A 17,514-nucleotide genomic window follows, 5' to 3' on the forward strand; every position below is an offset into this window, starting at 1 on the left:
GCTGTCGATTCGCGCCCGTTATACAGGTCGGTTATCTATGAGAGGCAAATGTGCTTAGTTGCCCGATGCCGTGCCTTGGCTCGAGTTGTCGGATGCCGTGCCGGACGCGGTTCCGCTCGAGCTGTTCGAGCTGTTGGTGTTGCTGCTGTCTGCTGCGCCCGTTCCCGAAGTACTGTCGCTCGTCTGGCCGCCCGTGCTCGGCTGCGAACCGTCAGTCGTTTGGCTTGAGTCGGTCGTGCCGGACGGCGTGCTGCTGTTGGCCGAAGAGGAATCGGTGCCCTGCGATTGGTTTTGGGTGTTCGAGGACGAATTGGCAGAGGTAGAACTGTCTTGCGTATCGTCCGTCTGTGCCTGCTGATCCTGCGACTGGGTGTTGCCATTTGCATCGCTCTCGGTCGTGCGCGACGAAAGGATCGGCTCGGGACGCTCGCCCAGACCCTCACCGGCAGTGGTGATAAGGATGGCGCCGGCGCAGGCGATGACCGCGACGATGGCGATAGCGATCGAGAAGATGATGACCTTCTTTTGCGTCTGGCTGCGCTCAGCCGCCGCCTTGGCGCGCAGGCTGTTGGGAGCGACGCGCGCCGTGGTCGCGCGTCCCGCAATCTGGCGCATCTCCTGCGTGGTCGCGGCGCCACCTAGGTGCTCCTCGACATTGGCCTCAACGGGCTCGTAGGCGCCGGTAGGGTAGTCGACAGCGGCATGCGTGCCCTTGATTGCTTCGGCGCTGGCGGAGATAAAGTGGCGATAGACCTGCGAAGACACAACAGTGATGACTGAGCTCACAGCGGCACCAATCACCGAGCCGGCAATGCCGATCTTTGAAGCAAGCGCCACGCTCGTGGCGGCAGCTGCGGCGCCGGCGATGATCTGGGGAATGGAAATGTCATCGAACAGGCCCTTTTTGGGCGCGATGGCCATGGTCTGTCCGATGGAATGGTTTTCGTGAACGCCGTTGTTCAGTGCGGCGGGAGTCATGACGCGTGTACGCGGCGCGTCGGTGTACTTGGTTGTCATACGGGGTCCTCCCGGTGTAAATCTGCTTCGTTTCGTGTAGCCATCAGGGTACCCACCAGATGTGAATCGTACGTGACATTTAACAGATACCATCAACTCATCAAGGGGGCCTGCTGTCTTTGGTGCAATAGCTTGATGCTAAACTGGATTTATGTTTGCGAGGTGGTTTACGTGATGTACCCGTATATGACATTCGAAGACGGTACCGAGGTCATTCATTCTGACCTGATTGCAGATGGCGATATCGAAAAGGTTATCGTGCATTTTGAACGACCGACGGCAGAGGGCTTTGACTCCGCTCGTTGTGAGCTACCTTCTTACAATTGGACCATGTGGGAGGGGCGTTTCACCGACGAGGAGAAGCGAGGCTTTGAGACTTTTCTGAGCAATAACGCCCATCTGCTGTATCGCTACGCCGCAAGCGGAGGAGCAAAAGTTGCCTAGCCTATTTCTTATTAGCGGCTATCGGGCACTCTTTCTTGTGGACGAGATCTCGTTCTACTGCTAAATGCTATTCTGACTTCTCTTTTCCAATCTTAATCATGAGCTCGTTCCATTAGCGCTGATCGCACATGACAGTACAATGGAGGCGACCGCCGCCTGCGCCCTCCTGGCGCTGCAGGATACCCTGAAAATGAGAATCAAGGCTCGCCTCGCGAGGGCCTTTCTCTAGTGGTGCCTGTTGACTGACTTCGATTCCGTGTGAATAATCAACCTCGTGGCACTCCTGTGCCAAGTGGGGAGCAGCATGAAGATTCTTAAGCGAATAAACAACAACACGGTTATCTGCGTCAATGCCAAGGGGCGCGAGCTTGTGGCGCTCGGTCGTGGCATCGGGTTTCCCGACGGCCCTGACGAGGTCACGCTCGACAAGATCGAGCGCACGTTCTACGGCGTCGACTCTCGCTATCTGGCGCTCCTCGACGAAATTGATCCGCAGGTGATGGAGTTTTCCGCCCAGATCGCCGATATCGCGCGCTCCAACATCTCGCGTGAGCTCTCGGCCAACCTGCCCTTTACCATGGCCGACCACATCGCCTTTGCCATCAAGCGCTGCCGCGAGCACATGTTTGTTCAGATGCCGCTTTCTTATGACGTGCGGCAGATGTATCCCATCGAGTACAAAATTGCAAAGTTTGCGCTTGAGGGCATCAATCGCGAGTTCAACATCAAGATGCCGCCGAGTGAAGCGAGCGGCATCGCACTTTGCATCGTCAACAGCGTGGTGGCATCTTCTTCCAAGGCCAAGTCCAACACGGTCCGCAAGGATGAAGCACTCCTTGAGAAGTTTACCGAGATTATCGAGTCGCAGCTTGGCGTTGGCGTTGATCGCGACGGTTTTGATTTCTGCCGTTATGCCACGCACGTGCGTTACCTGCTTGAGCGCGTGCAGAGCGGCGAGCCCCTCAATACTGAGAACGGCTCGCTCTATGGGCCGCTCTGCGAGCAACATCCCGATGTGGCCGCGTGCGTGGACCGCATGACCGAGCTTATCGCCGAGCGCTTTGGTGCCGAGCTCACCGATGAGGAGAAGGTCTACCTGATGCTCCATGTCAACCGCGTCTGCGCGGGGTCGCGTACGTAGAACGCCGTTCGCCGCTGTATTTTGACCGTTTGCCGGATTGGACAATCCTTTTGGGGCACGCTCTGGCATTCCGGTCTTAAGATTACTCGCACATAAGGTGTTATTCGAGAAGAGTCTCGAAGCATGACGCAGACAGTTCCCTGTCCGTATTATGCTTCGGGGCTCTTCTGTTTTTTTGTCATTCTTCCTTCTTTTTGAATCGCCTGATGTCAGGCCTGTCGTTATCGATACGCTCCGCATGCGCGCAAACGCGGGGCGCCGGAAAAGCAAGGGAGTTCAGCCATGGCTGACAACAAAAAGATTGCAGCAGACGTGCTCGAGGCCGTTGGCGGCAAGGAAAACGTAACGTTTGTTGCGCACTGCATGACGCGTTTGCGCTTCAATCTCAAGGATATCGATGCGCCCGATATCAAGAAGATCAAAAAGATCAACGGCGTGCTTGGTGCCCAGATTTCGGGATCGCAGTTCCAGGTGATCGTGGGCCAGAATGTGCCCAACGTTTATGACGAGCTCTGTAAGCTCGGCGGCTTTGCCAAGCAAGACGCCGTCGATGAGAATCTTGATAAGCCCAAGGAAAAGCTTACGCCCAAGGCAATCGGCAACAATATCCTTAACTACCTGTCGAGCTCCATGGTGCCGATGATCCCCGTTATGATGTGCGCCGGTCTCTTTAAGACCATCGCCGTAGTCCTCGGTCCCACGATGGCCAATGTTATCGCTGAAACGAGCGACCTGTATGTTCTTATGAACATGGTCTATGATGCAGCTTTCTACTTCATCCCCATTTACCTTGGCTATAACGCCGCCAAGAATATCGGCGTGACGCCAGTGCTCGGTGCGTTTATGGGCGGCATTCTCATTGATCCGACGATGATTCAACTGGCTGCGGACGGTGCCCCGTTCTCTGTCTACGGCATTCCCTGCGTTGCGGGCAACTACGCGCAGTCGGTGATCCCCATCCTGCTCTCCGTTTGGGCGATGAGCTATATCGAGCGCTTGTTCAAGAAGGTCATGCCCGATACTCTCTCCACGGTGTTCACCCCGTTCTTTACAATGCTCGTAACGGTGCCGGTGTCGCTTTGCGCTCTTGCGCCACTTGGCTCCTGGCTCGGTAACGGTTTGGCGGCATTCTTTGAGATGCTCGGTTCCACGGGTGGTGTTGTCGCGATTCTCGGCGCCGGCTTGTTGGCGGCAGCTTGGCTTCCCATAGTAATCTCGGGCATGCATGTGGCTCTCATCATGATCGCCATCGCTAACTTTATGGCCACCGGTGTCGACTCGTTTATCCTGCCTGCCACCACGCTGAGCCTCTGGGCGGCATACGGCGCCGAAGTCGCATCTTGGCTCAAGCTCCGAAACAAAGACGAAAAGACCCTCTGCCTGGGCTACGTAATCGCCAATATGGTTGGTGGCGTGGGTGAGCCCTTTATCTACGGTGTGATGCTGCGCTATCGCCGCACTTTTGCCATGGCTATCGCCGGCGCGTTTGTCGCGGGTGCCTTGGGCATGTCTCTCGGTGTGAGCGTCTACGTTGCCGGTACTGCCTCCAATGTTCTCAATCTGCTCGCCTTTGTGGGCGGTGACGTGCAGAACTTCATCAACGCCTGCATCGCCGGTGCTGTAGGGTTTATCGCGGCCTTTGCCCTTACGTTCTTCTTTGGGTTTACCGAGGACGAGCTCGAAAATGGACCTGTTTCCGAGCTCTAGTATCAACTCAGCGATGTTTAAACTTGGAAAGCGGCCTTGCGGGGCCGTTTTCCGCTATCGATAGGAGCACATATGACTATCAACGATGTTATCGAGGCCGTGAAGGGATATTGCTCCAGCATGGATGCCTTTACCGGCAAGCCCATCGATCCGGCGACGACGCGCGATCAGGTGACCTTTGGCGCCGAGGCGCTCGACTGCGCCTGCACGGGCGTTGTGACCTGTATCTGGCCTACGGTCGAGGTAGTGCGCCGTGCGAAGGAGCTAGGCGCCAATCTAATCATCTCGCACGAAGCAATCTTCTGGAACCACGGCGACCATCGCGATGTGGTGGCTGGTAATGCCTCATTTAAGGCTAAGGTTGCCCTGCTTGAAGAGTGGGATGGCACGGTTTGGCGCTGTCATGACTACATTCATGCCGGTGTGCCGCTCGAGGCGGACGGTTCCCTTGCCGATGGCATCTTTTACGGGCTTGCCGATAAGCTCGGCTGGCTCGATTGTCGCATCGAGCGTGATTGCATGGATTTCGAGATTCCCGAGATGCTGGCGCGCGAGCTGGCGGCATATGTTGTCGAGCGTTTGGGGCTTGCCGGTACGTGTGTGATTGGCGACATGGATGCTCCCGTGCGCCGTGTGCGCATCCCCATGCATATCATGGGGCATCCCATGGGCGATACCGAGACACTCAACAAGATGGATGCCGAGGGTATCGATTGCCTGCTCGCCATGGAGCTTATCGATTTTACGGCGAGCGAATACGTGCGCGACGCCGCGATGCTCGGCCAGGGCAAGTGCATTATCCACATGGGGCATTTCAACGGTGAGGAACCGGGCATGGAATACATGGCAACCTGGGTGCCGCGTGCGCTCGAGGGGGCGGGATTGGATTCTGCCAAGGTGCCGGTGAGCTTTGTGCCCATGGGGGATACCTATCAGTACGTGCTGGCACGCTAGCTGAGAGTGGGGAGGCGGCTTTTGTGGCCACCTCCCGCTGTACGTATTTCAGGTAACTTTTCGTGCCCCATCCTGCTGTCCTAGATATGCACAGCGCGCCGGCCGGGAAGGACGGCCAATCCTGGGGCGTCGGCTGGGGACGCTGCATGCGTCAATGCGCTCGCTACTCTACGCTTGCCCCCGCAGCGGTTTCCATGAGGCAAATCGGGAACATTGTGGCAGGCGAGCTCTTCGCCCGTGGTTTCTTGGGCCTCGGTACCTTGGAATGTGCGAGCAAACTCGGGAAGCTTGTCGTGCGTCCATGTATTTAGTTCCATATGCGCTCCGTCTCTCAAGGATTTGACGAGGCCTATCGTATCCCGCGGAGCGCGCCTAAAACGACGGCGCGCAGGCAAGGCGCTACAATGGTGCCCATAAGAATCGCCTTTATGCGCAAGGAGCATGCTATGGATACAGAGCTCAACCAGACGGGCGCCGTGTGCGCGAAAGCAAACGACGGCTTTCTGCGTGTGGCGGCGGCCTCACCGCAGATTCTCGTGGCCGATGTCGAGGGCAATGCCGAGGTTGCGCTGGCGGCTGTTCGCGAGGCTACCGAGCGCGGCGTTCGCGCGCTGGTGCTGCCCGAGCTTAACCTGTGCGGCTATACCGCGGCCGATCTGTTCCATAACCGCACACTGCTGCATGCCTGCGAGGCGGCACTTGTGCACATCCTCGATGAAACCCGTGAGTTGCCGGTCGTCTTTACCATCGGTCTTCCCGTTGCAGTTGCCGAGAATATCTACAACTGCGCCGCCGTGTGCTGCGCGGGCGAGCTTTTGGGCCTCACGGCCAAAAAGTATCTGCCCAACTATGGCGAGTTCTATGAGCGCCGTTGGTTTGCTCCAGCGCCTGCGGATCCCGTGTGGGTTGAATTTGCCGGTCAGGGTCCGGTTCCGCTGGGTTCGGGGCTTGTCTACCGCTGCTGTGATGAGGGTGCCGAGGATATGGTGCTGGGCGTTGAGGTCTGTGAAGACCTGTGGGTGCCGGCGCCCCCTTCGACCGAGATGGCGCTTGCCGGTGCGACGGTGATTCTCAACCCGTCGGCCTCGGATGAGATTATCGGTAAGGCAGACTACCGCCGCAGCCTTATCTCCAATCAGAGTGCGCGCCTGTACTGCGCCTATGCCTATGCGGATGCGAGCGAGGGCGAGTCCACGACCGATATGGTCTTTGCGGGGGAGAACCTCGTCTACGAAAACGGTTCGAAGCTCGCCGCGACGAAGCTCCTCACTTGCGATATGGCCGTCGCCGACGTCGATCTTGACCGCCTGGTTGCCGAGCGCCGTCGCTCGACGACGTGGACGCGCGCGGACGATGCGCCGGAGGCCACGACCGTTGAATTTTCGTTTGAGGGCGTGCTGGCCGAAGAGCCTGTCCTGCGCGATGCGCTCGGCATCGACCGCGCCTTCCCCCGCGCGCCCTTTGTGCCGGCCGATCACGGCGACCTGGCCGAGCGCTGCGAGACCATTCTTGACTTGCAGACCGCGGGCCTCAAGACCCGCCTTGCCCATACGGGCACCAAGGCGGCCGTCATCGGCCTTTCGGGCGGCCTCGATTCCACGCTGGCGCTCCTCGTGACCGTGCGTGCGTTCGACGCCTTGGGCCTGCCGCGTACGGGTATCACGGCGGTTTCCATGCCGGGCTTTGGCACGACGTGCCGCACCAAGTCCAATGCCGAGTCGCTTGCTCGCGACCTGGGTGTGAGCTTCCGCGAGGTCTCGATTCATGCGGCCGTGGAACAGCACTTTAAAGATATCGAGCACGATCCGGCAGTTCAGGACGTGACCTACGAGAACAGCCAGGCGCGCGAGCGTACGCAGATTCTCATGGATCTTGCCAACCAGGCCGGCGGTTTTGTCATCGGCACCGGCGACCTCAGTGAGCTGGCGCTCGGCTGGGCTACCTATAACGGCGACCACATGAGTATGTATGCCGTCAACGCGAGCGTGCCCAAGACGCTCGTGCGTCATCTGGTGCGCTATGCGGCCGATGTCTTTGGCGAACGCATCGCCGAGGTGCTGCTCGATATCCTCGATACGCCGGTGTCTCCCGAACTTCTGCCGCCCACGGGCGACGGCGAGATTGCGCAGAAGACCGAGGATTTGGTGGGCCCGTACGAGCTGCACGACTACTTCCTCTACTACCTGCTGCGTTTTGGCTTTGAGCCGGGCAAGATCTACCGCATGGCGCTCAAGAGCTTCGAGGACGTCTACGACGCCAAGACCGTCCACACGTGGCTGCGTACGTTCTACCGCCGCTTCTTTGCCCAGCAGTTTAAGCGAAGCTGCCTGCCCGACGGCCCCAAGGTGGGCTCGGTGACGCTCAGCCCGCGTGGCGATTGGCGTATGCCGAGTGACGCCAGCTCGCGTCTGTGGCTTGCGCAGATCGATGCGCTCAATCCGATTGACTAAGGTTGGCTAAATTGAACCAATACGGGGGTTGCAAGCGTTACACTTTTGCAATCTGATGGCCCGTATCGCGCGGCGCTCTTGTCGGAACGCCGCGTTTTTTATATCGAAAGGTGGCACCATGCAGGCATCGGAGCGTCTCGACCGCTTTGGCGCGGAGGTATTTGCCTCGCTCAATAATAAGCTTCTTGTGCTTAAGGCCCAGGGCAAGACCATTTACAACATGAGCGTGGGCACGCCTGACTTTAAGCCGTACGACCACGTGGTCGAGGCGCTGGTCCAGGCCGCCCAGGACCCCGAGATGTGGAAGTATGCCCTGCGCGATCTGCCCGAGCTTAAGCAGGCCGTGTGCGATTACTACGAGCGCCGCTTTGGCGTTTCGGGCATCACGCCGTCCATGGTGCAGTCGTGCAACGGCACGCAGGAGGGCGTGGGCCATTTGGGCCTGGCGCTGCTCGATCCGGGTGACACCATTCTGGTTCCCGATCCGTGCTACCCGGTCTTTGAGGCGGGTGCCAAGATCGCCGATGCCAAGCTCGAATACTATCCGCTGGTTGCCGAGCATAATTACCTGCCCTATGTGGCGGGCATCGATCCCGAAGTGGCCGATCGTGCCAAGTACATGATCGTGTCGCTGCCCGCCAACCCGGTTGGCTCGGTGGGCACGCCCGAAGTCTACGAGGAGATTATCGCCTTTGCCCGTGAGCATGACCTGCTCATCGTCCATGACAACGCGTACTCCGATATCGTGTTTGACGGCGAGCCGGGCGGAAGCTTTTTGCAGTATCCCGGCGCGCTCGAGGTGGGCGTGGAATTCTTCTCGCTTTCCAAGTCGTTTAACGTCACCGGTGCCCGCATCGGCTTTTTGGTCGGTCGCGAGGACGTGGTCTCGGCCTTTGCCAAGCTGCGCAGCCAGATTGACTTCGGTATGTTCTTTCCGATCCAGAAGGCTGCCATCGCCTGCCTGAACGGTCCGCGCGATGAGGTTGAGGCGCAGCGTCTGAAGTACCAGGAGCGCCGCGATGCCCTGTGCGACGGCCTTGAGGGCTTGGGCTGGGAGCGTCCCAACGCGCATGGTTCGATGTTTGTGTGGGCCAAACTTCCCGGCGGCCGTACCGATTCCATGGCGTTTTGCGAGGAGCTCATGGAGAAGGCCGGCGTTGTGGTGACGCCGGGCGCGAGTTTTGGTCCTTCGGGCGAGGGACACGTGCGCATGGCGCTGGTCCTACCGCCCGATCAGATCGCTTTGGCTGTCGAGGCTATTCGCGAGGCGGGTCTGTATTAAAAAGACATTTAGGCGCGTCAATAGCTCGAAACCGATTTCGGGCAGTTATCTTACGAATTCTGCAAACAATTTCGGTAAACGGTCGATTTTTGGCTGCGAATAGGCGCATAATCAAAGTCCCGATTGGCTATATTGGGATTACGGCAAGCCGCTTGGGTCGTTCCCGGGCGGCCTGTTTGTGGAGAGAGATGGGAGTTTCTAATGGTTAACGAGAAGAAGGTCGCTATTGTCGGCTGCGGTTTCGTCGGTTCGTCGTCGGCGTTCGCACTGATGCAGAGTGGTCTGTTCTCCGAGATGGTCCTCATCGACGTGGACAAGAACCGCGCCGAGGGTGAGGCACTGGATATCGCGCACGGCATGACGTTTGCCGAGCCGATGAAGATCTACGCCGGCGATTATTCCGATGTCGCCGATGCTGCCATGATCGTCGTCACCGCTGGCGCTGCCCAGAAGCCCGGTGAGACTCGCCTGGACCTGGTCAACAAGAACGTCAGCATCTTTAAGTCCATTATTCCCGAGATTAAGAAGTCCGGCTTCGACGGCATTCTACTAATCGTCTCCAACCCGGTCGACGTTCTGACCTATGCCGCCATCAAGATGTCCGGTCTGCCCGAGGGCCACGTCATCGGATCCGGCACCGTGCTCGACACCGGCCGTCTGCAGCAGATGCTCGGCGCTCACGTCGAGGTCGATCCGCGCGACGTTCAGGCCTACGTCATGGGTGAGCACGGCGACTCCGAGTTTGTCGCTTGGTCCAGCGCTCAGGTTGCCGGCGTTCCGCTGAACACCTTCTGCGAGCTTCACGGCCATCTGGAGCATGAGGCTGCCGAGAAGCGCATCGCCGAGGACGTCAAGAACTCCGCCTACACCATCATCGAGAAGAAGCACGCCACCTACTACGGCGTCGCCATGGCCGTTAAGCGCATCTGCACTGCCGTCATGCGCGATGAACAGACCGTTCTGCCCGTCTCCTCGCTCATGGTGGGCGAGTACGGCCTGTCCGATCTTGCCATCTCCATGCCGACCGTCGTTGGCCGCGACGGCGTTGTCTGCCGCGTCCCCGTGCCGCTGAACGATGACGAGCAGCATGAGCTCACCGTCTCCGCCAAGGCCCTCAAGGACATCATCGACAGCGTCGACTTCTCCTGCTAAATTAGGCTCGTTTGCCAGCAAGCTACAATGAAGGCGCCTGGGTCCACACGACCCGGGCGCCTTTTTGGTGCAAGGGGGACAGGTTGCTTTGCGCCATTGTTGATGGGAGAGCCATGTCGGATTTGCCTAATTTTTTGACCTATGCCCAGACGGCGTTTGATCCGTTTGAGGAACGGTCGTTCTGCGCTGTGGATAGCCTGGTCTTTGCGTGGCTGTCCTATTTGCGTTTGCCGGGGGATATGCCGGAGCTTACCGGCTGGCAGGGTCTTGACGTACGCGAGCTGCTGCGTGCCGAGTGCTACCGGGACATGATTGGCGACCTGTGGGATCCGGAGGGGAGCAGGGCCTTGTTGGAGGCCGTGGCAGCAAGCCCTCGCTACCGTGGCGTGCACGTTTGCGGCTATCGTGCCGTGAGCGATGTGGTGGTGACAGAGCAGTTTGCGGCTATGACGTTCCGATTTCCGGCGGGGTTTAGCTATCTTTCCTTCCGGGGGACCGACAGCACGATTGTGGGCTGGAAAGAGGACTTTAACATGGCGTTCCGGTGTCCTGTGCCGGCCCAGGAATCCGCGGCGCGTTATGTGGACGAGGCAGCGGATACGATTGACGGGCCGCTTTTGTGCGGAGGTCATTCCAAGGGTGGAAACCTTGCGGTGTACGGTGCGGCGATGTGCTCCGATGTCGCCCGAGAGCGAATCGAACGGGCGTATTCCCATGATGGTCCGGGCTTCGTCGAGGAGTTTCTGAACGGCAGCGCCTTCGCTGATCTATCCAGTCGAATCGACAAGACGCTACCTCGGTCGTCGATTTTTGGCATGATGTTCGAGACGCAGGAGGACTATGCCATCGTTGAGAGCACCGAGTTCAGCTTGCTGCAGCACAATCCCTTTAGCTGGGTGGTTGATGGTCGCGACTTCGTGTACTGTGAGCGCCTGTCCGCCGGTGCTCGATACGTTGATGGCTCCATTCGCGAGATGCTGCTTGCGGTGTCGCCTAGCGAGCGCGAGCGTTTTGTAGATGCGTTGTTCTCCGTGCTTGAGGCTACGGGTGCTGAGCGGTTTGCGGATATCGCCGGGAATCTGCGCGAGAGCCTGCCCGTGATGCTCCAGACTGCGCAAGGCTTTGACAAGGATACGCGACGCTTTGTCTCGCAGACCATCGCGGCAATCCTTAAATGCGCACTGCTGCCCAAACGACCCCAGATCGACATGCCCGCTGCCGGCAAGAGTTTGGCAGAACAGCTCGAGGCTTGGCAGTCCGAGCTCCTGCGCTAGCCATTGGTGCAAAGCAACCTGTCCCCGATGCACCAATCTTCGATGCGCCTGGGGCGGGCTCGACCGCTATACTGGTTCGTGCTCAATTCGATCTAGAACGGAATGCCGTATATGAAAATCAATCACGCGATTCTGCATATCCTGGACTTTGACTCTGCCGTCAACGTCATGAGCCAGCGAGAGCTCGATATCGAGAGCCGCACCGTGCGCAACTTTGTGACCACACATTTGCGCCGTGCCCGTACATCGGCCGATAACAAGCGCGCCACGTTTGCCGAGAACTCCGCATTCGGCGGCGAGCTCAAGGGCTATTTCTTTGGCGAGCGCGAGTTCGTGGACCTGTCGCAGCAGATTGCGGAGTTCATTTCCTCCGAGCTCACCAAGGCCGAAAAAGCCGAGTCCACCGATGTGCTCGTGGCCGACTTTGACGACGACGAGGATGCCCGCTGGTTTGCCGTGATGTTGCTGGGCTCCAAGCAGGCTTTTATGCACGAAGTGGGCCGCGAGGAGGGCGAGGTGCGCAACGACATCACGCGCCACTATGCTATCCTGCCGAATCCTTCACAAAAGGTGTCAAGCTATGCCATCGTGCGCGCGAGCACCATGGAGATCGGTTATGTGGACAAGAAGCGCAAGATTGCCGGTGAGGACCGTATGCTTATCCCCGATGGCCTGCTGCAGTGCGACACGGGCGTATCGGGCAAGGAGGTCATCGACACCGTGACGCGTGTGGTTGAGGAAGTCGCCGAGGAGCACGGTGCTAACACAGCTGTGGCACTGGCTAAGGTCAAAGCTGCCGTTGCCGAGAAGGTCGAGGATGACGAGGAACTGCCGCCTTGGGATATCGTTGACGAGGTCTTTGAAGACGAACCGGTCATCAAGGAGAGCGTGCGTGCGGTGCTGACCGAGGAGAAAGTACCGGAGCGCGTGCCCGTGGAGCGCAAGCAAGTCGAGCGCGCGGCCGTACGCAATCACAAGATTCGTACCGACACGGGTATCGAGATCAGCTTCCCGGCCGAGATGGGTTCGAACTCCGAGTACATCGAGTTCGTCAACGAACCCAACGGCCTCATCTCCATCGAGCTCAAGAATATTGGCAGCATCGAGAATCGATAAAGCTTTTTACTCTTGAATAAAAGTCTGGATTATATTTCGATGTATACTTGGAAATATAATCCAGACTATTTTTTGGAGGTCAAAAATGTCCCCACTTGTTCTGGAAAAACCGGTGTTTACGAAAGACCAGGTTGTTTCTGCTACCGAGGCAAGCAAGTCTTTATCCGCCATACGCAAGCGCGCCAAGCGTGCCCCGCAATTCATTGCAGACCATAACGATATCGATACCGTGATTGTTGATTATGCCGCCTATGAGGAAATGTACGGTGCGCTGCAGTATCTGCGCGAACTTGAGATTGATCGCATCGCGGCGGACCGAATCAAGAACGGTCCGCACGAGTTTATTCCGTTTGAGGACGCCTTAACTCCTGAGGAGCTCGCAGAGTTTGAGTCAATGGATCCCGACGCGATTTCCGACGAGGACCTTTTCGAATGAGTGGGCATTTTGTCATCGGCTTTTTGAATCGAGATGTCGAGAAGGAATATCAAAAGCTTGATGGTTCTCAGCGAAGACTCGTGCGCATTGCAATAGAAAAATTAAAGACGCGCGCCGATGAAATCGGAACGCCGCTTCACGGTGAGCTTGCCGGCTGCAAAAAGATCAAATGGCGAAACGCGGGACTCCGAATGATTTTTCGAATTCGAGAGGACGGAACAGTTGAGATTGCCGAGATTGTAGCAATTGGGCGGCGTGACCGTTCCGAGGTCTATAAGACGGCCGCAGGGCGCCTGTCAAAGCGACCCGCCATGGTTGAATACGACGGAACCCTGAGATGATGAAGGCCGAAGCCCCGATGGTGCTTCGGCCTTTTTTGTTTTCGGCTTGGTTGCTGACACTGTGCCGCAGGTTGAGCATACGTCAGCGAAAACGCGGTTTGTCAAAACCGCGTAACCTTTAAAGCTGGCGCAGGCCTTCCTCGAGGCCGGTCTTGCTGTCGGTCTTCTCGTCGCGCATCTTGATGACGCGGGCGGGGACACCGGCCACGACGGCGCCGGCGGGGACATCCTCGACACATACAGCACCGGCGGCCACGACGGCACCCTTGCCCACGCGCACGCCTTCCAGGACTACAGCGTTGGCGCCGATCATGACATCGTCCTCGATGATGACAGGTGTGGCGCTGGCGGGCTCCACGACGCCTGCCAGCACGGTACCGGCGCCGATGTGGCAGTTCTTGCCCACGGTGGCGCGGCCGCCCAGCACGGCGCCCATGTCGATCATGGAGCCCTCGCCAATGACGGAGCCGATGTTGATGATGGCGCCCATCATGATGACGGCGCGATCGCCGATCTCGACGCGGTCACGGATGATCGCGCCCGGCTCGATGCGGGCGTTGATGCCCTTAAGGTCGAGCATGGGCACGGCGGAGTTGCGGCAGTCGTTCTCTACGTCGTAGTAGTCGATGGAGTCGGCGTTGGCGTCGAGGATTGCCTTGAGCTCGTCCCAGTCGCCAAAGACGGTCTTGCCGCGACGGCCGCCGTAGACATGCGCGTCGCCCCAGGCAACCTCCATGCCGGGCTTTTCGCGCACGTACAGTTTGACGGGCGTCTTCTTGGGCGCGGTGGCGATGTAGTTGATAATCTCCTGTGCATCCATCTCGGCTGCGTTGCTCATATGCTGTCTCTCCTTTGGGTGGATCCGGTTGATACCTGGTTAGGCAAACATGATCTGGTCGAACGTGTAGAAGCCGGGCTCGCGGGTGACGAGCTTCTGGGCGGCGGCCAGGGCGCCGTTGACGAAGATCTGGCGGCTCGTGGCACGGTGCGTGAGCGTGACCTCCTCGTCCTGGCCAAAGAAGCTCACCTCGTGCACGCCGGCGACGGTGCCGCCGCGCAACGAGTGCATACCGATTTCCTTGGGGTCGCGCGCGCCGCACATGCCCTCGCGTCCGTAGACGGGGTGGTAGCCTGCCTCGGGCTCGGCCTCGACTACGGCGTCGAGCAGCAGCTTGGCGGTGCCGCTGGGGGCGTCAACCTTTTGGTTGTGGTGCGTCTCGACAATCTCGCAGTCAAAGCCGGGCAGCTCACGCGTGGCCTGGGCCACTAGATGACGCAGGGCAGCGATGCCGATGGAGTAATTGCCCGAGTGCATAACGCGGGCGTTCTGGCCCAGCTCACGCAGGCGGTCCATCTGCTCGGGAGTGTAGCCTGTGGTGCCCGAGACCAACGCCGTGCCCGTGCGCTCGACATAAGCGACGACGGCGTCGAAGGTCACGACGTTCGAGAAGTCGATAACCACATCGGCAGCCGGTGCGTTCTCGAGCTCGCTCAAATCGAAGCCAATCTGGGCCACGATATCAAAAGCGGGCTGCCCGGCGGCGTCGACAATTCCTTCGGCGGTAGTGCGGATGAGCGAGCCCATGCGGCCCGTTCCCATAATGACGGTCTTAATCAAGCAGACCAGCTCCCTTCAGAGTATCGGTAAGTGCGGCTCGCGTGTCGTCTGCCATGGGGCATAGCGGCATACGGTAGTTTGCCTCGATCATGCCCATCTGGGCGAGCGCTTCCTTAACGGGGATGGGGTTGACCTCGCTAAAGAGGGCGTTGATGAGCGGCTGGCCGGCAATCTGGATATCGCGGGCGCGCGCTACGTCGCCGTCCAGATAGGCGCGGCACATGTCGTGCACGAGCTGCGGCTGTACGTCGGCCCACACGCTGATGGTACCCGAAGCGCCTAGGCTCATGAGCGGCACGGTGAGTGCATCCTCGCCCGAGTACATGCGGAAGTCATCGGACAGCAGGTGGGCGATCTTGGCCGCGTAGGCGACGTTGCCCGAGGCCTCCTTGATGCCCATGATGTTGGGGTGCGCGGCCAAGCGCTCTACGTTGCGCTCGCTGATACCGCAGCCACAGCGGCCGGGGATGTTGTACAGAATGCAGGGGATGTCCACGGCGTCGGCCACGGTCTTAAAGTGCTGGTAGATGCCTTCTTCGTTAGACTTGTTGTAGTAGGGGGTAATGAGCAGCAGACCATCGGCACCCAAGCCCTGGTAAGTGAGCGACTTAGTGAGCATGGTTTGCGTGGAGTTAGAGCCCGAGCCGGCAATAACGGGGACGCGGCCCGCAACCTGCTTGACCACTGCGGCGACAACGGAGTTGTCCTCGTCGTCGGTCATCGTGGCACTCTCTCCGGTGGTGCCCAGGGTGAGGATGGCGTCAGTGCCATTTTGCAGGTGGAAATCGATAAGGCGCTCAAGCGCGTCAAAGTCGACACTGCCGTCCTTTTTAAACGGCGTGACAAGGGCGACGATTGAGCCCTCGAGATTGCGGATATCCATGTTCTTCTCCTTCGCTTCCGCGATCTGGACGCGTTTGTTCCATTGGGCGGCGACTGCTAGGCGCTCGTCCTGAGCGCGACGGCGGGCGGCATCGGCGCGCGATTTGGCCAGCAGCTCGCGGCCGCACGGCAGCACGTCGAGCGTGGCAAAGTAATCGCCCGGGCGCTCGGCGCGGCGGATGAGGTCTGCCGAGCCATCGGGGCGCAGCAGGACCTCGGCGGAGCGCAGACGGCCGTTGTAGTTGTAGCCCATGGAGTAGCCATGCGCGCCGGTGTCGTGAATCACGAGCAGGTCGCCCATGTCGATATGCGGCAGCTCGCGGTCGATGGCGAACTTGTCATTGTTCTCGCACAGATTGCCCGTGATGTCGTAGGTGTCCGTAACGGGCGTTGTGGTCTTGTCGTCGCCACCCGGCTGGCCCATCACCGTGATGTGGTGGTAAGCGCCATACATGGCGGGACGAATGAGGTCGACGGCACTGGCGTCCACGCCGATATAGTCCTTGTAGATTTGCTTCTCGTGGATGGCCTTGGTGACCAGGCACCCATAGGGGCCCATCATAAAGCGGCCCATCTCGGTACAGATCGCCACATCGCCCATGCCGGCGGGAACCAGAATCTCGTCGTAGGCCGTGTGTACCCCTTCACCGATGGCGTGGATGTCGTTGGCCTGCTGCTCGGGCAGGTAGGGGATGCCGACGCCACCAGATAGATTAATGAAGGCGACGTGTGCGCCGGTCTCGCGCTCCAGGCGTACGGCAAGCTCAAAGAGGATGCGCGCGAGCTTGGGGTAGTAGTCGTTGGTGACGGTGTTGCTGGCAAGGAATGCGTGGATACCAAAGTCCTCGGCGCCCTTGGCCTTGAGCATGCGGAAGGCCTCGAAGAGCTGCTCGGTGGTCATGCCATATTTGGAGTCGCCCGGGTTGTCCATGATGCCGTTGGAGAGCTGGAACAGACCGCCCGGATTAAAGCGGCAGCTGACCGTCTTGGGGATTGGCCCCGCAACGTGCTCAAAGAACTCGATGTGGCTGATGTCGTCAAAGTTGACGATGGCACCCAGCTTGTCGGCGAGCTCAAAGTCGGCCGCCGGCGTGTCGTTGGACGAGAACATGATGTCGTGGCCGGTGATGCCCAGTGAGCGGGCGATCATGAGCTCGGTATAGCTCGAGCAATCGCAGCCGCAGCCGTATTCGTTGAGGATGGAGATAAGTGCCGGGTTAGGGTTGGCCTTGACGGCAAAGTATTCCTTAAAGCCCGGGTTCCATGCAAAGGCGTCGCGCACTTCTTGCATGTTGCGGCGGATGCCCGCCTCGTCGTATAGATGAAACGGCGTGGGGAACTGCTCAACGATATGCTCGAGCGTTTCCTTGTCCACAAACGGCTTCTTTGCCACATATGCCTCGTTGGGAGTCAATGACATGTCCCGTAAACCTCGCTATCCAGACGGCGCTACCTGCGCATCGAATCCGCATAGCGTGGACCCAATGTCCGGATAGCGCTCCCGCATTGCTGCAGACAGTCCTGCGGGTGTTTCCCGCAGGCCCACCAGGCTGTTCGTGCCCGAAAAACCCAGTTCGGCGGGTTTCGCCTCCCCACGGGGTCAAAGCCTGCCGGCTCGCCCGCGGATCTTCGTGCCCGCGCCTCTATCAAGTGGTAAAGACCCTACCACGTTGCACTTTACCAAACAAGAGTATTCGTAT

At 59.1% G+C, this 17,514-nt stretch carries 15 protein-coding genes and 1 riboswitch; of the genes, 11 read left to right on the top strand and 4 right to left on the bottom strand.

All coding sequences use genetic code 11. The features are described 5' to 3' along the window. Positions 1-54: 54 nt before the first annotated feature. On the bottom strand, positions 55-1,017 hold the full coding sequence (locus tag DWZ22_RS05310; RefSeq protein ID WP_118405615.1) for a hypothetical protein: 963 nt from the start codon (positions 1,015-1,017) through the stop codon (positions 55-57). 174 nt (positions 1,018-1,191) lie between these two features. Between DWZ22_RS05310 and DWZ22_RS05315 the strand changes: the two genes are divergently transcribed. The 11 genes from DWZ22_RS05315 (at position 1,192) to DWZ22_RS05365 (ending at position 13,314) form a co-directional block, all read left to right on the top strand. Continuing rightward, positions 1,192-1,461: a hypothetical protein gene (locus tag DWZ22_RS05315; RefSeq protein WP_117763802.1), complete on the top strand. Its 270-nt coding sequence runs from the start codon at positions 1,192-1,194 to the stop codon at positions 1,459-1,461. A 304-nt stretch (positions 1,462-1,765) separates the two neighbouring features. Beyond that, positions 1,766-2,602, top strand: coding sequence for a PRD domain-containing protein (locus DWZ22_RS05320; RefSeq protein ID WP_117763764.1), 837 nt, complete (start codon positions 1,766-1,768; stop codon positions 2,600-2,602). Between the two features lie 282 nt (positions 2,603-2,884). Further along, positions 2,885-4,309: a PTS transporter subunit EIIC gene (locus tag DWZ22_RS05325; RefSeq protein ID WP_118405636.1), complete on the top strand. Its 1,425-nt coding sequence runs from the start codon at positions 2,885-2,887 to the stop codon at positions 4,307-4,309. Positions 4,310-4,381: 72 nt separating this feature from the next. Further along, a complete protein-coding gene (locus tag DWZ22_RS05330; protein WP_118405616.1) occupies positions 4,382-5,263 on the top strand; it encodes a Nif3-like dinuclear metal center hexameric protein in 882 nt (293 codons plus the stop codon). A gap of 446 nt (positions 5,264-5,709) precedes the next feature. Further along, the gene (locus DWZ22_RS05335; protein WP_118405617.1) at positions 5,710-7,713 is read left to right on the top strand and encodes an NAD(+) synthase; all 2,004 of its coding nucleotides are present in this window, start codon (positions 5,710-5,712) and stop codon (positions 7,711-7,713) included. 118 nt (positions 7,714-7,831) lie between these two features. Then, entirely contained in the window at positions 7,832-8,995 is a 1,164-nt protein-coding gene (locus DWZ22_RS05340) for a pyridoxal phosphate-dependent aminotransferase (protein WP_117735271.1), read from the top strand. A 201-nt stretch (positions 8,996-9,196) separates the two neighbouring features. Next, positions 9,197-10,147 (top strand): L-lactate dehydrogenase, encoded by a 951-nt coding sequence (locus DWZ22_RS05345; protein ID WP_022094138.1) that lies wholly within the window; start codon positions 9,197-9,199, stop codon positions 10,145-10,147. Positions 10,148-10,260: 113 nt separating this feature from the next. Continuing rightward, on the top strand, positions 10,261-11,421 hold the full coding sequence (locus DWZ22_RS05350) for a DUF2974 domain-containing protein (protein ID WP_118405618.1): 1,161 nt from the start codon (positions 10,261-10,263) through the stop codon (positions 11,419-11,421). A 111-nt stretch (positions 11,422-11,532) separates the two neighbouring features. Further along, entirely contained in the window at positions 11,533-12,537 is a 1,005-nt protein-coding gene (locus DWZ22_RS05355; RefSeq protein ID WP_118099007.1) for a nucleoid-associated protein, read from the top strand. Between the two features lie 112 nt (positions 12,538-12,649). Beyond that, entirely contained in the window at positions 12,650-12,973 is a 324-nt protein-coding gene (locus DWZ22_RS05360) for a hypothetical protein (RefSeq protein WP_147352268.1), read from the top strand. Continuing rightward, positions 12,970-13,314 (top strand): type II toxin-antitoxin system RelE/ParE family toxin, encoded by a 345-nt coding sequence (locus DWZ22_RS05365; RefSeq protein ID WP_117794500.1) that lies wholly within the window; start codon positions 12,970-12,972, stop codon positions 13,312-13,314. Before DWZ22_RS05360 ends, DWZ22_RS05365 begins: the two co-directional genes overlap by 4 nt. Before the next feature lie 118 nt (positions 13,315-13,432). Here DWZ22_RS05365 and dapD read toward each other — a convergent pair whose 3' ends face one another. The 3 genes from dapD to dapA are packed head-to-tail and all read right to left on the bottom strand — an operon-like array spanning position 13,433 to position 17,234. After that, positions 13,433-14,152: a 2,3,4,5-tetrahydropyridine-2,6-dicarboxylate N-acetyltransferase gene (gene dapD, locus DWZ22_RS05370; protein ID WP_117763758.1), complete on the bottom strand. Its 720-nt coding sequence runs from the start codon at positions 14,150-14,152 to the stop codon at positions 13,433-13,435. A gap of 39 nt (positions 14,153-14,191) precedes the next feature. Continuing rightward, positions 14,192-14,932, bottom strand: a complete 741-nt coding sequence (dapB, locus tag DWZ22_RS05375; RefSeq protein ID WP_199568423.1) for a 4-hydroxy-tetrahydrodipicolinate reductase — start codon at positions 14,930-14,932, stop codon at positions 14,192-14,194. Then, positions 14,925-17,234, bottom strand: a complete 2,310-nt coding sequence (gene dapA, locus DWZ22_RS10455) for a 4-hydroxy-tetrahydrodipicolinate synthase (protein ID WP_147336100.1) — start codon at positions 17,232-17,234, stop codon at positions 14,925-14,927. Before dapA ends, dapB begins: the two co-directional genes overlap by 8 nt. A gap of 65 nt (positions 17,235-17,299) precedes the next feature. Beyond that, positions 17,300-17,468, bottom strand: a riboswitch (Lysine riboswitch). Positions 17,469-17,514 lie beyond the last annotated feature (46 nt).

The organism is Collinsella sp. AF31-11, from assembly GCF_003475605.1.
GTDB lineage: Bacteria > Actinomycetota > Coriobacteriia > Coriobacteriales > Coriobacteriaceae > Collinsella.

Bases quoted from the DNA above. Each gene is read 5' to 3' on its own strand.
- dapA (WP_147336100.1), bottom strand. From the start codon at position 17,234: ATGTCATTGACTCCCAACGAGGCATATGTGGCAAAGAAGCCGTTTGTG.
- DWZ22_RS05315 (WP_117763802.1), top strand. From the start codon at position 1,192: ATGTACCCGTATATGACATTCGAAGACGGTACCGAGGTCATTCATTCT.
- DWZ22_RS05310 (WP_118405615.1), bottom strand. From the start codon at position 1,017: ATGACAACCAAGTACACCGACGCGCCGCGTACACGCGTCATGACTCCC.
- DWZ22_RS05335 (WP_118405617.1), top strand. From the start codon at position 5,710: ATGGATACAGAGCTCAACCAGACGGGCGCCGTGTGCGCGAAAGCAAAC.
- DWZ22_RS05325 (WP_118405636.1), top strand. From the start codon at position 2,885: ATGGCTGACAACAAAAAGATTGCAGCAGACGTGCTCGAGGCCGTTGGC.
- DWZ22_RS05355 (WP_118099007.1), top strand. From the start codon at position 11,533: ATGAAAATCAATCACGCGATTCTGCATATCCTGGACTTTGACTCTGCC.
- DWZ22_RS05320 (WP_117763764.1), top strand. From the start codon at position 1,766: ATGAAGATTCTTAAGCGAATAAACAACAACACGGTTATCTGCGTCAAT.
- DWZ22_RS05350 (WP_118405618.1), top strand. From the start codon at position 10,261: ATGTCGGATTTGCCTAATTTTTTGACCTATGCCCAGACGGCGTTTGAT.
- DWZ22_RS05365 (WP_117794500.1), top strand. From the start codon at position 12,970: ATGAGTGGGCATTTTGTCATCGGCTTTTTGAATCGAGATGTCGAGAAG.
- DWZ22_RS05330 (WP_118405616.1), top strand. From the start codon at position 4,382: ATGACTATCAACGATGTTATCGAGGCCGTGAAGGGATATTGCTCCAGC.
- dapD (WP_117763758.1), bottom strand. From the start codon at position 14,152: ATGAGCAACGCAGCCGAGATGGATGCACAGGAGATTATCAACTACATC.
- DWZ22_RS05345 (WP_022094138.1), top strand. From the start codon at position 9,197: ATGGTTAACGAGAAGAAGGTCGCTATTGTCGGCTGCGGTTTCGTCGGT.
- DWZ22_RS05340 (WP_117735271.1), top strand. From the start codon at position 7,832: ATGCAGGCATCGGAGCGTCTCGACCGCTTTGGCGCGGAGGTATTTGCC.